The organism is Nitrosomonas sp., assembly GCF_019752415.1.
In the GTDB taxonomy this organism is placed as follows: domain Bacteria; phylum Pseudomonadota; class Gammaproteobacteria; order Burkholderiales; family Nitrosomonadaceae; genus Nitrosomonas.
The window spans coordinates 1-13,665 of the sequence record NZ_JAIEME010000097.1 but is presented as its reverse complement, the minus strand read 5'-3'; the positions used below and the strand labels follow the sequence as shown (position 1 = coordinate 13,665).

Here is a 13,665-nt window from a genome sequence, read left to right as displayed (position 1 = left end):
ATTTATCAGTATGATGCAGTTTATCAAACCTTTTTGACCAAAGTCGATGTGATCGAATAAATCAGTGTTTCCCTAAAGATCTGGAGCGATTTCTAATAATCCATTTCCATCGAAGGAAGTTGAGGATCTCTTTTTGTAGTGACACTAAAAATGAGATGTAGAATCTGTGCCAGATTAATCTGCCGCTTAAATATGCACAAAAAATACATATTAATGGATGCCTGATCAGATTATTCTGGGATCTTCATCGTCATAATAACGGGTGATCTATTGTTTATTAATAGGAGTTCAATATTAAGCTGGTAGGTTTTCGGTCTGACACTACAAAGGCGTAAGAGTTAATCCGATCCTGGTGCGTCAGAAAAAAACTTTTCCTTCCGTTTTAGTTCGTCAAAATAAAGTGGTTCATTGGGTTCGAGCTGATTTCCTAGTTTCTGGACTTGTATCCAGATATCAGAAAATTTCCCCATGCGTTTAAAACGACGGGCATTCTTTTTGAAATCACTTTTGTTATTATTTTTATAGAGTTGCTCGAATAGTAGAAGCCAGCCAGGGATGTCGCGCTGGTTTGTTGCGAGTTGTTTCTGCAACAATTGAATCGCAGCATCCGAATTATCCTGTTCGATTAACACACGTGCCGCAGATATCGTTTGACTGGATGCTTCTGGCACATTCTTCGATAAATCGGCTAGCTTGCTGTCACGTCGATGCAACAAGAGCGCTTCATACCGGCGACGTTCAGTTACATCGGGTAACGATGCATCTGTGTATCGTGTGAATTTCTCTTTGATTTTATGGTGATTACGTAACATCAGGATAGTACTTAGTAGCATCAATAGTAATCCGAAAAGAAATACACTATCTGAGGATAGAATAAATTCAATCGAAGCATTATTGCTGGTTTTATCTGATCCTATCGGATGGTTAAGTTGTGGTACGTTAGTATCCGGTGGAGTTAATGTTTCTGCGACAGGCTGTGCGTTATCTGCGGATGGCACTATTGTGTTTTGAGGATCAGGTACATCTTCTTCAAGTGGAGTGCTTATGATTTCGATGTGTTGCTCATTGGGTACTGTTATTTTTAATGTCAACATGGATTGTATTGCGGCGATTTGCTTTTCGAGCGATGCCATACGTTCTAACAATGTGCCGAGTTCAGTGGTTTCATTCTCGGCGATTTGTTCCAATTGCACGATAAGTTTGAATGCCGGATGATTATTATTTAAGATTACGCTGGATTCCACAGTTTTCTTAGGTGATTCCGAAGATTTAGCCTTGCTGAGATTGGCGGCTGTGTTTGATTTCTTCGTCTTGGTTGCCGGTTTTGCATACGTGCTGATCGCTCTTAAATCTGGAATGTGGATGATGGTTCCCGCGGGTAATCGTTGATAGGTGCCATCAGGAAAGTGTCTGGGATTGGTGTGAATAATTGCATGAATAAAATTATTGCGCGCAACGGAGTCTTTAGGGAATATCAGTCGGGCGATCTGCTTGATATCTTCTCCGGGCAGGATCCGCCATTGTATTCCGGATTTCACCGCATTATAGTCGAAGACGGTATCAGTCCCAGTACGTGGAAGATTATCCTGTGTTTGATTTGAAACAGGTACTTCAGCCTTAACTAAAGTACCTGTCAGAATGAGAATAATAAGTATTAATTTGCCAGAAAATGCAGCCATCTAATTTTGGAACGTTTGTTTATTTACAGAATGTTGCAATCGCTTTGTTGGCGTCAGAAATTTTTCTCTGCCGCGCATCATCATCGACAAAAACTATTCCACCAACGCCATCAGGCACAGTTAATCGCGGCGAATCAGTATATAGTCTAAGCTGTCCTTGAGCATCGATACATTTTTTTTTGTTTTCTTCAGCCTTTGCTTGTTGTTTCGCGTCTTCCTCTCTTTTTTGTTGCTGACGTTTGTCAAACTCAAGTCTCTCTTCACCCGGGTTCCTGGATTTGCTCGATTCATTATTTCCGGATATAGGCGATGACTTGATATTTAGTCTCTGTCCTTCCTTGGCAACCCCAGGCGGAGGCGGAACATCTGTGTATTGCGTTTTGCCACTTTCATCGACCCATTTATAGATTTGGGCGTTGACTGGAATGCTGAATAGAACTATTAATCCAGTAAATACAAAAATTCTCATTGCGTGCTCCAGAATGAAATGATCTGAAATACATCGGTATCGTATTTATGCAACTTGAAGATTTATCGCATTAAATCATAATAATTGGAAATATGCTGTATTCTTGGCTGAATTGGGGCGAAATTTGTGGGCGAAATTGGCTATAATGTCGCTTTGCAAAGGACTGTTATTATGCAATTGATTCAAAAAGCGTTCACCTTTGATGATGTTCTCTTAATTCCCGCACACTCAACGGTTTTGCCGCGTGATGTCAGTTTGGCGACAAAATTAACACGCACCATTACTCTCAATATTCCTTTGCTATCGGCTGCTATGGATACAGTTACCGAGGCACCTCTGGCTATTGCAATAGCGCAAGAAGGCGGTATCGGTATTATTCATAAAAATATGTCGATAGAGGCCCAGGCCGCACACGTGGCACAAGTCAAACGCTTTGAAAGCGGCGTGGTAAAAGATCCGATTACCATTCACCAGAACATGACTGTGCATGAGGTCCTTGAACTGATACGCAGGCATAAAATATCTGGATTACCTGTTGTGAATGGCAAGAAAGTTGTCGGTATCGTGACCAATCGGGATCTCCGTTTTGAAACAAATCTTGATCAAGCGATTAAGCACATCATGACCCCAAGGAATCGGTTAGTGACTGTCAACGAAGATACTTCCCGCGAGGAAGTGCTGGCGTTACTGCATAAACATCGATTAGAGCGTGTGTTGGTAGTCAATAAACAATTTGAATTATGTGGCCTCATTACGGTTAAAGATATTATTAAAACTTCGGAATATCCATTGGCTAGCAAAGATGAACAAGAAAGTCTGCGCGTCGGTGCTGCGATTGGGGTCGGGGAGGGCAGTGAAGAACGTGCGACCGCACTGGTTGAAGCCGGTGTTGATGTAATTGTAGTCGATACAGCGCACGGTCATTCGCAGAGTGTTCTGGATCGCATTGCATGGATAAAAAAGAACTTGCCGTCCGTTCAGGTGATTGGCGGAAATGTTGCAACGGCGGCTGCGGCTAGAGCGATGGTGGATAATGGTGTGGATGCTGTGAAAGTTGGTATCGGCCCCGGTTCCATTTGCACTACGCGGATTGTGGCGGGCGTTGGTATTCCGCAGATTACCGCCATTCATAATGTATCCGAAGCATTAAAGGGTAGTGGCATACCCACCATTGCCGATGGCGGTATCCGGTATTCGGGCGATATCGCCAAAGCTTTGGCAGCGGGTGCAGATCTGGTTATGTTGGGCGGTTTGTTTGCCGGAACGGCAGAAGCACCGGGAGAAATTGAATTATTTCAAGGCCGTTCATATAAAAGCTATCGTGGTATGGGTTCACTTTCCGCCATGCAGCAAGGATCCAGTGACCGCTATTTTCAGGAAAAAGAGCAAAAAAATAATGACAAATTGGTGCCCGAAGGCGTGGAAGGCCGTGTACCCTTCAAAGGCAGCATTTCCGGAGTTATTCATCAATTGATGGGGGGCGTGCGGTCAAGCATGGGTTACTTGGGATGTGAAACAATCGCTGCAATGCACGACAGAGCAGAATTTGTCGAGATTACTTCGGCGGGTATTCGTGAATCGCATGTGCACGATGTGCAGATTACCAAAGAAGCTCCGAACTATCATGTCAAGTAAGAATCTAGCTTAATGCATCAAAAAATCCTCATTCTGGACTTCGGTTCGCAGTACACACAGCTTATTGCCCGGCGTGTTCGTGAAACAAACATTTATTGCGAATTGCATCCTTATGATGTCAGTCCGGAATTTATCAAGGAATTCTCGCCCAAAGGAATCATACTTTCCGGCGGCCCCGCTTCGGTGACTGAAGACGAGACGCCGCGCGCACCGCAAATTGTTTTTGAATTAAATGTACCGGTTTTGGGTATCTGCTATGGCATGCAAACCATGGCGGCGCAATTGGGCGGTACGGTAGAAAATGCTGCTGTACGTGAATTTGGCTATGCTGAAATAAAATCTACGCAAAGTGGTGCGTTATTTCAGGAAATAAAAGATCGCACGAATAAGGCTGGAAATAATGTATTGGATGTCTGGATGAGTCATGGAGACAAAGTGGTTGCTTTGCCTGCCGGATTCCAAGTGATGGCCCTTAACGCAGCAACGCCGATTGTGGCCATGGCGGATGACAAGCGGCAGTTTTATGGTATTCAATTTCACCCGGAAGTTACGCATACACTACAAGGTAAAGCGATAATCGAGCGGTTTGTTCATAGTATTTGCGGAATTGACCGAGATTGGAATATGCCGGATTATGTTGATGAAGCGATTGGCAAAATTCGTGCAACCGTTGGAAAAGATCAAGTAATCCTAGGGTTGTCCGGCGGTGTGGATTCATCCGTGGCTGCCGCATTAATTCATCGTGCCATTGGTGATCAACTTACTTGCGTGTTCGTTGATAATGGTCTGATGCGCGCCAATGAAGCCAAACAAGTGATGGAAACTTTTGCCAGTAACCTGACTGTAAAAGTGATTCATATTGACGCCAGCCGTGATTTTTACCGGAACCTTAAAGGCATCACCGATCCGGAAACCAAACGAAAGATTATTGGACGTGAATTTGTTGAAGTGTTTCAGCGCGAATCGGCAAAGATTAGCGATGCCAAATGGTTGGCACAAGGCACCATTTATCCCGATGTGATTGAGTCGGCCGGGGGAAAAACCAAGAAGGCACACACAATCAAATCGCATCACAATGTTGGCGGATTGCCGGAAACACTTCACCTGAAATTACTCGAGCCATTACGTGAACTGTTTAAGGACGAAGTGCGTGAATTGGGACTGGCACTCGGCCTGCCACGCGAAATGGTGTTCCGTCACCCGTTCCCCGGGCCGGGATTGGGGGTGCGTATTCTGGGTGAAGTTAAATATGAATATGCCGAGTTATTAAGACAAGCGGATCAAATCTTTATCGAAGAACTGCAACGCTCTGGCTGGTACGAAAAAACATCGCAGGCATTTGCGGTCTTTTTGCCGGTTAAATCGGTGGGTGTGATGGGGGATGGGCGTACCTATGAATACGTTATCGCTCTCAGAGCCGTGCAAACGCTAGACTTCATGACTGCCAATTGGGCGGAATTGCCCTACTCGTTATTAAGCAAGGTTTCCAACCGGATTATCAACGAAATCCGTGGCATCAATCGCGTCGTCTACGATATTTCCGGCAAGCCACCAGCGACGATTGAGTGGGAATAGAATAGGGTAATCTCGACAGCGAGATATCGAGCACACACATATTATCTGCATGATGTCCAAAAAGTGTGCTAATTGCTGGTACGTTGTTTGCTTCCTTGTACCAAATATCTTGCCAACTTCATATGGAATAATCACCGGTAAGGGGGATGACTGTTCAAGCCATCAATTCTCTCAGTACATAAGGCAAAATCCCACCATGCTTGTAATAATCGACTTCTATCGCAGTATCGATACGACACAGTAACTGCACTGATTGGTTACTGCCATCTTTTCTTCGAATAACCAATGTAACATCTTTTCGTGGCTGGATGTTGTCCAGACCAAATATGTCGAATTGCTCATTGCCTTTGATTCCTAATGAATCAACACTGTCATTGTCCTTAAATTGTAATGGGAGAACACCCATGCCAATCAGATTGCTACGATGGATGCGTTCAAAGCTGATCGCAACGACCGCTTTGACCCCCAGTAATTGGGTTCCCTTGGCAGCCCAGTCGCGACTCGAGCCAGTGCCGTATTCCTTGCCGCCAAAAACCAACGTGGAGATGCCTTGTGATTGATATTTCATCGCGGCATCATAAATGCTCATTTGCTCAGGCACAGTACCAGCAGTGCCTTGGTAAAGTGTGATGCCGCCTTCACTGCCGGGAATAATCAGGTTCTTGATGCGGACATTGGCAAACGTGCCGCGCATCATCACTTCATGGTTGCCGCGGCGCGCGCCATAACTATTGAAATCAGCTTTGGCGACGTTGTTATTCAATAGATAATGGCCGGCTGGGGAAGTGTCTCTGATCGAGCCAGCCGGACTGATATGATCGGTTGTAACAGAATCACCAAAAATGCCTAATGCGTAGGCATTTTTAATACCTGTGGCATCGCTGGAGGCTGCCGGTCGCCATGAGAAGTTTTGGAAAAAAGGTGGTTCAGCGATATAAGTGGATTGCGGCCAATTGTAAGTTTGACCGGTGACAGAAGTCACGTTATTCCACAAGGGATGGTCTTTGGTGAGATTGCTATAGAGTTTCCGGAAGGTATCTGCGTTGGCGGCAAATTTCATCTGCGCATGAATTTCTGCGCTATTGGGCCAAATATCTTTAAGCCAAACCGGTTGATTGTTTTTGCCGATACCTAAAGGCTCAGTGGTGAGATCTTTCAAAACAGTACCTGCGATAGCGTACGCTACGACCAGTGGTGGCGAAGCTAAAAAATTAGCGCGTATGTTTGAATGAATGCGCGCTTCAAAATTGCGATTTCCAGAAAGTACGGCCGCACAAACCAAATCATTCTTGACGATGGCTTCTTCAATCGGATCAGCTAAGGGACCCGCATTGCCAATACACGTGGTGCAGCCATAACCAACCAAATTAAAGCCAAGTTGTTCAAGATAAGGTAGCAGTCCAGCGACTGTCAGGTATTCGGTTACCACCCGCGAACCGGGTGCTAGAGAAGTTTTGATATGAGGCTTAACCGATAAACCTTTTTCAACTGCTTTTTTTGCCAATAATCCGGCTGCGATTAAAACACTTGGGTTGGACGTGTTTGTGCAAGAAGTGATGGCAGCAATCAATACATCACCATGCCCCAAATTAACTGAAGAACTATTCAATTCAGTAGCAGATACTTCGGCAAGATGAGGGGTAGGACGGTTGCTGGTCATTTCAGTGATGTTGCGGGAGGTCATTCGGCGCTCGGCTGGGACAGTTTTTTGTGTCGGTTGATTACTATTTACCTCGAGCGCATTGTGCGAACCCTGTGGCGGGAGTCGATTCTCATCCAGATTGTCAGAGCCAATGTGAGTGCAGACTTCGGGGTCTTGTGTACGAGTGTTGCGTGTCGGATAACGCTGATTGATATCATCACTTTGCTTTCCGTAACCGCTTTCTTTGACAGGTTTGCTAAAGAGTTCGGTAAATTTGGATTTGATTGCGGTGAGTTCAATACGATCTTGCGGGCGTTTTGGCCCAGCGAGTGAAGGTGTAACTGAACTTAGATCAAGCACTAGTTCTCGGGTATAGTCGATGTCTCCCTTTCGCGGAATGCCATACATTTCCTGCATCTGGAAATAGGACTGGAATAGTGCAATCTCTTCGGAACTACGTCCTGTGCTTCTGAAATATTCTATGGTGATGTCGTCAACGGGAAAGAAACCCATCGTCGCACCATATTCAGGCGCCATATTGGCGATCGTAGCACGATCAGGTAATGTCAATGAAGCAGTTCCTTCACCAAAGAACTCAATAAATTTACCGACCACATTGGCGGAACGTAACATTTCAGTGATCGTTAGAACTAAGTCTGTTGCGGTGACGCCTTCACGTAACTGACCGATCAAATTTACGCCAACTACATCGGGCGTAAGAAAATAAACTGGTTGTCCCAGCATACCTGCTTCTGCCTCAATACCGCCAACTCCCCAGCCGACGACACCGATTCCGTTAATCATCGTGGTATGTGAGTCGGTGCCTACCAGAGTATCTGGAAAGATTAATCCGTCCTTTTGGTGTACACCCCGGGCCAAATATTCAAGATTGACCTGATGCACTATACCAATTCCAGGTGGTATCACCTTAAAGGTGTCAAAAGCCTGCATTCCCCATTTGATAAATTGATAGCGTTCATTATTACGAGAAAATTCAATTTTCATGTTTTGAGTGAGCGCGTCTTTGGTTCCATAGTGATCAACCTGTATAGAATGATCAACTACCAGATCAACGGGTACTAATGGTTCTATCAGTTTTGGGTTTTTTCCCAATTTTACTGCTGCGCTACGCATTGCAGCTAAATCCACTAAAAGTGGCACGCCGGTGAAATCTTGCAAAACAATGCGAGAAACGACAAAAGGGATTTCGTCTACTCTAATAGCATTCGGTTTCCAGTTCGCCAATTGCCGAATATGCGTTTCATTTATCTTTTTATTGTCATAATTGCGCAATACAGATTCTAGTATGATGCGGATCGATATCGGTAAGCGGGAAATTTTTCCAATCCCACTATTCTCTAGAGACGGAAGTGAATAGTATTTGGCGCCGCTGCCTTGTGCAATGGATAATTCACGCAGGCTATTGAATAGATTGTGATTCATGGTAGTGTTCCTGAGGAATAATATGGATTAACAGGTTAATAAACTATTCAGCCGATAATATATATTTTTGGGCAAACAATGTCACGCTTAAGCTTTTTGATTTACTACCGTGAATTTGCTGTGTGTAAATTAAGCGAAAAATATTGATCCACACTGCTGTGAAGATAATCTGATGGGGTGGCTGATGGGACTCGAACCCACGACAACCGGAATCACAATCCGGGACTCTACCAGCTGAGCTACAGCCACCATAAGAAGAAAAGTGTAGTGGTTTAATTTACACAAACTGAGTTGAGTAATGCTATCCACACGATATAGAAATATTTATGGCATGCCCGACAGGGATCGAACCTGTAACCCCCAGCTTAGAAGGCTGGTGCTCTATCCAATTGAGCTACGGGCACCAAGTCGAGCTTGCCCTAAATTTTAGAGCTTAAATTGGTCGGGGTGGAGAGATTTGAACTCCCGACATCCTGGTCCCAAACCAGGCGCGCTACCAGGCTACGCTACACCCCGGAAAAGGCGTCACTATACCTTCTTAGGTTTGAAACGTCAATTTCTTCGTGACTTAATATGGGTGGTTTGCAATCTACTTTGCAGAATAGCGAGTCAAAGATTGCTTAAATTATATACATGGGTGACGTCTCAAATTTAAGTTTTATGCTATTCTAGAGCGAGACATGTAATGAGCTAGATAAATAACTTGTTATATATTGTTTTTTCTGGTACTAGTGTACGATTTTTTTACGCTACCGGAATCCGGAATTAAAGAGGAGCCTTAAAGATGCCAAAAGAGCTGCAAAGTAAACAAGTGCCTCCCTATGAGTCAAAAGCAGGTGAGGATTATATGAATCCTGATCAGCTTATGCATTTTCGTAAGCTACTGGAAGGTATGAAAATTGAATTGGGTCAAGATATTGACCGTGCGGTACATACCATGCAGGATGAAGCCACGGTTTTTGCCGATCCCAATGACCGTGCCAGCCAGGAATCTGATATGACACTTGAGTTACGAAATCGTGATCGTGAGCGCAAGCTCATCAGAAAGATTGATGAGATAATAGGTAAAATTGATTCGGGTGATTATGGTTATTGTGAAAGTTGCGGAATTGAGATTGGATTAAAGCGGCTTGAAGCGCGGCCCACCGCGACACTATGTATTGATTGTAAAACATTGGATGAAATGCGTGAAAAGCAAATAGCTAAGTAGGTTTATTGCTGGAAATAACCCCCCTGTCGTTAGGACAGGGGGGTTATTTATAATCACCTCATGATTCTGATTCTTCTGTTCCAGAAGCAGTGTTATCTCCATCGGCGGATACTGCTTTCATACTCAGACGCAGTCTTCCTTTGTCATCTGCTTCAAGTACTTTGACTCGTACTTGCTGGCCCTCATTGAGGTGATCAGAAACGTTATTGACGCGTTCATTGGCGATTTGTGATATATGTAACAGACCGTCTTTTCCAGGAAGAACACTAACAATAGCCCCGAAATCAAGTAACTTTAACACTATACCGTCATAAATTTTACCAACTTCAACTTCCGCAGTAATATCTTCAATTCGTTTCTTGGCTAGCTCACCACCTTCAGCACTGACACAAGCTATCGTTACTTGCCCATCATCAGTGATATCAATCGTCGTACCGGTTTCTTCCGTGAGCGCACGAATGACAGCACCACCCTTGCCGATAACATCGCGAATCTTTTCGGGATTGATTTTGATTTTGATAATACGGGGAGCATGAACTGAGATATCTTCACGGGTTGAGGGCAGGGCTTGCTTCATAATTTGCAGGATGTGCATCCGTCCTTCGTGAGCCTGTATCAGTGCGGCATGCATGATATCTTTGGTGATACCTTGAATTTTGATGTCCATCTGTAATGCAGTAATGCCTTTTTCCGTACCGGCTACTTTAAAATCCATATCACCCAGATGATCTTCATCACCGAGAATATCAGTTAATACAGCAAAACGATTTCCATCTTTAATTAGACCCATTGCAATGCCGGCTACATGTGCCTTGAGTGGAACGCCCGCATCCATAAGGGCGAGACAACCGCCACAAACCGATGCCATTGAGCTGGAGCCGTTTGATTCGGTAATTTCAGATACTACGCGCAAGGAATAACCAAATTCTTCAGGGGAAGGCAGAACTGCGGCAATAGCACGCTTTGCAAGACGTCCATGCCCAATTTCACGGCGCTTGGGAGTGCCAACACGACCAATTTCCCCCGTTGCATAGGGGGGCATGTTGTAATGTAGCATAAACCGATCATTATAATCACCTTGCAGTGAATCAATTTTTTGCTCGTCACGTGCTGTGCCCAGAGTAGCAACCGCTAATGCTTGTGTTTCACCGCGAGTAAATAGTGCTGAGCCATGTGTACGAGGTAGCACACCATTTCGAATCGATATGGCTCTAACAGTGCGTGTGCCACGGCCATCAATTCGAGGCTCTCCATCCAGGATTTGGTTGCGTACAATTTTTGCTTCCAATCCAAAAAATGTTTCCTTAAATAATTGCAGATCAGGCCCACCTTCCGAATCAACACCGATTTCTGCGGATATGCGTTGACTGATTGCTTCAATCGCTTCAGAGCGCGCTTGTTTCTGTTTAATCTTATAAGCCATCCGTAAATCGGTTTCTGCCAGGCCGGCAATTTTTTCTTCAAATGAAGTATCTTTTACGGGAGGAGTCCAATCCCATGCAGTTATACCCGCCTCATCAGCAAATTCATTAATTGCATTGATAACTGCTTGCATTTGCTCATGGCCAAATATCACTGCGCCCAACATAACTTCTTCCGATAATTCCATTGCTTCTGACTCTACCATCAAAACTGCTTGTTGCGTGCCGGCAACAACCAAGTTCAATTGGGTGTCTTTAAGCTCTGAAGTCGTTGGATTGAGTACATACTCGTTATTGATATAACCAACACGAGCGGCGCCAAGAGGGCCATCAAACGGTATTCCGGAAAGAATTAATGCAGCGGAAGTGCCAATAATGGAAGGAATATCTGCATCCACTTCATTATCAGCCGACATCACAGTTGCCACTATTTGTACTTCGTTATAGAAACCTTCGGGAAAGAGCGGACGAATCGGGCGATCAATTAGTCGAGAGGTAAGTGTCTCTTTTTCTGATGGACGACCCTCCCGTTTAAAGAAACTCCCCGGTATCCTACCTGCAGCATAAAATTTTTCTTGATAGTCCACAGTGAGTGGAAAGAAATCCTGTCCAGGTTTTATGTTTTTTGCACCAACCACGGTAACAAGTACTACTGTATCGTCCATTGTAACCATTACAGCGCCATGTGCTTGCCGTGCTATCTCACCTGTTTCCAATGTAAGTTGATGGCGCCCGTAGGTAATACTCTTCTTAATAGGTTTCAATTAACAATCCTTTTTCCTTTTTGATGAATTTTTCCGAATTATGAATTGCCATCAAACCACAGTGTCGGTTGTGTAACAATTTGAATGGAAAATAATCTTCTTGATTTACTGCCAGCAAAAATTTTCGCGGTGTGTTTATTTGCGTAAACCAAGGCGTTCGATCAGAGTCTGATAAGCTGCATTATTACGATCTTTTAAATAATCAAGCAACTTGCGACGACGGCTTACCATGCGTAACAAACCACGTCGGGAATGATGATCCTTGACGTGTGTTTTGAAGTGTCCAATTAAGTCATTGATCCTTGTCGTCAAGAGTGCAACCTGAACTTCTGGAGAGCCAGTATCTCCGTCGGCTCTTTGATAATCGCGCACTACCTGTGCTTTTTGGTCGATTGTGACTGTCATAAATTTCTCCGATTAAAATACCCAGTGTAAAGAGCCGGAATTTTACTCTTTAATATTACTCTTGTCCAAACCAGATAAAGGTGTATGGGTATTGAATGCTAATGTGCAATGCGCGATAGAAAATGGCAATCGAATAGATAGCGGGTTTTGTAAAATTTTGTAATTGAAGATACTGTATTTTTAATCAATTTTGTTTAAGAAACTACGGGAGGAGTGGAGTATTACAATGGTGCTCTGTTAATAGTTATTGCCAGATTTGTGATATTTTTATGGTATACCCGCGCTTTGCTGAAGTTTCTATAATTCCTCTTGCACCCTCTCTTTGGGTGTTAAAAACAGGCTCGAAATGTTCGTTTTTTAGGCATAAGCTGTGTTATTTCGATTGTTTCTGTCTCGTATCGACTGCCTCGAATATGTTTTCTCAAAGGCCTGCTAATAATTATCGTATTCTAAGCGACCTTCCCGTCGGACTAGTTCGTCGATAGTGAGTCCTACCGCCGATACACCATTGAATACTGTGCCCACTCTTTTCTTGTTAAAGTGCTCCATCATAGTGGTATAGGCTCTGGGCGGTAATGGGAAGAATCCGGCTTCTTTTACTAGGAGAATAGCGTTCTTCATATAAAATTCAACAAGCTCTTTGATTTCAGGTTTCTCTGTTGCTTTAGCATTGACATAGATAAAGATAGGGCGGGACAGTGGCTGATAATTTCCATTCTCTACGGTTTCGACAGACGGAAGAACGCTACCTTTTCCATTGTTTATTGCAACTGCTGTTACTTTGGTTTGATCCTCGATGTAATAGGCAAAGCCAAAAAACCCCACCCCATTTTTGTTACTCGCTACGCCTTCTACTAAAACATTGTCATTCTCAGATTCAGTGAAATCATTTCGGCTTAACTTAATCTTGCCAACAATGGCTTCGGTAAAGTAATCGAAGGTGCCGGAATCAGTGTCTGCACCGTAGAGCTTGAAGGATTCATCGGGCCATGCCGGATTTATCTGATTCCATTTGGAAATTTTGCCTTGCGCAGCGGGCTCCCACATTTTCTTCAATTCTGCGACAGTCATGGTTGTACTCCAAGTGTTCTCTGGGTGCACCGCCACGGTTAATGCATCAAATGCTACGGGAATTTCAACAAAGTGCACACGGGAATTTTTGCAGTCTTTTATTTCATTTTTAAGAATCGGGCGGGAGGCGTTTACGATATCAATTTCACCGCGGCAGAATTTCTTGAAGCCACCACCGCTACCTGAGATATTAACAGTTACCTTGATGGTATTTTTTTTGCGATCTGAAACTTGTCGGCGACTGCTTTGGTGATGGGGTAAACAGTGCTGGAGCCATCAATCTTAATGGCTATGTCACCGTTAAATAGTGGTCTATACTGTTTTCATATGAATCAATGAGATAGGACTTTG

8 protein-coding genes, 3 tRNA genes and 1 pseudogene are annotated in these 13,665 nt (G+C 44.0%); 3 read left to right on the top strand and 9 right to left on the bottom strand.

What is annotated here, in order from left to right:
* Positions 1-338 precede the first annotated feature (338 nt).
* Positions 339-1,679: a hypothetical protein gene (locus tag K2P83_RS13350; protein ID WP_292929982.1), complete on the bottom strand. Its 1,341-nt coding sequence runs from the start codon at positions 1,677-1,679 to the stop codon at positions 339-341.
* 19 nt (positions 1,680-1,698) lie between these two features.
* Positions 1,699-2,148 carry a DUF4124 domain-containing protein gene (locus tag K2P83_RS13345; RefSeq protein ID WP_292929980.1) on the bottom strand — a complete coding sequence of 150 codons (450 nt, stop codon included), beginning with the start codon at positions 2,146-2,148 and terminating at the stop codon, positions 1,699-1,701.
* 171 nt (positions 2,149-2,319) lie between these two features.
* On the opposite strand from K2P83_RS13345, the gene guaB reads away from it, so the two are divergent.
* Both guaB and guaA read left to right on the top strand, forming a co-directional pair.
* Positions 2,320-3,783 carry an IMP dehydrogenase gene (gene guaB / locus K2P83_RS13340; protein ID WP_292929978.1) on the top strand — a complete coding sequence of 488 codons (1,464 nt, stop codon included), beginning with the start codon at positions 2,320-2,322 and terminating at the stop codon, positions 3,781-3,783.
* A 12-nt stretch (positions 3,784-3,795) separates the two neighbouring features.
* Positions 3,796-5,358 carry a glutamine-hydrolyzing GMP synthase gene (guaA, locus tag K2P83_RS13335; protein WP_292929976.1) on the top strand — a complete coding sequence of 521 codons (1,563 nt, stop codon included), beginning with the start codon at positions 3,796-3,798 and terminating at the stop codon, positions 5,356-5,358.
* Positions 5,359-5,512: 154 nt separating this feature from the next.
* On the opposite strand, the gene K2P83_RS13330 is transcribed toward guaA, so the two are convergent.
* The 4 genes from K2P83_RS13330 to K2P83_RS13315 all read right to left on the bottom strand — a co-directional run bounded on the left by K2P83_RS13330 (position 5,513) and on the right by K2P83_RS13315 (position 8,959).
* Positions 5,513-8,443, bottom strand: a complete 2,931-nt coding sequence (locus tag K2P83_RS13330; protein WP_292929974.1) for an aconitate hydratase — start codon at positions 8,441-8,443, stop codon at positions 5,513-5,515.
* 173 nt (positions 8,444-8,616) lie between these two features.
* Positions 8,617-8,692 (bottom strand) — tRNA-His (locus K2P83_RS13325).
* A gap of 78 nt (positions 8,693-8,770) precedes the next feature.
* Positions 8,771-8,847 (bottom strand) — tRNA-Arg (locus K2P83_RS13320).
* A gap of 35 nt (positions 8,848-8,882) precedes the next feature.
* Positions 8,883-8,959: transfer RNA gene (locus K2P83_RS13315), tRNA-Pro, on the bottom strand.
* A 268-nt stretch (positions 8,960-9,227) separates the two neighbouring features.
* Here K2P83_RS13315 and dksA point away from each other — a divergent pair.
* Positions 9,228-9,653, top strand: a complete 426-nt coding sequence (gene dksA / locus K2P83_RS13310; RefSeq protein WP_292929972.1) for an RNA polymerase-binding protein DksA — start codon at positions 9,228-9,230, stop codon at positions 9,651-9,653.
* Between the two features lie 58 nt (positions 9,654-9,711).
* Here dksA and pnp read toward each other — a convergent pair whose 3' ends face one another.
* The 3 genes and pseudogenes from pnp to K2P83_RS13295 form a co-directional block, all read right to left on the bottom strand.
* Complete coding sequence (gene pnp / locus K2P83_RS13305) at positions 9,712-11,838, bottom strand: polyribonucleotide nucleotidyltransferase (RefSeq protein WP_292929970.1); 2,127 nt, start codon at positions 11,836-11,838, stop codon at positions 9,712-9,714.
* A 135-nt stretch (positions 11,839-11,973) separates the two neighbouring features.
* The gene (gene rpsO / locus K2P83_RS13300; protein WP_292929968.1) at positions 11,974-12,243 is read right to left on the bottom strand and encodes a 30S ribosomal protein S15; all 270 of its coding nucleotides are present in this window, start codon (positions 12,241-12,243) and stop codon (positions 11,974-11,976) included.
* Between the two features lie 432 nt (positions 12,244-12,675).
* Positions 12,676-13,601 (bottom strand): annotated as a pseudogene (locus K2P83_RS13295) (PstS family phosphate ABC transporter substrate-binding protein); the annotation flags it as partial.
* Positions 13,602-13,665: the final 64 nt, after the last annotated feature.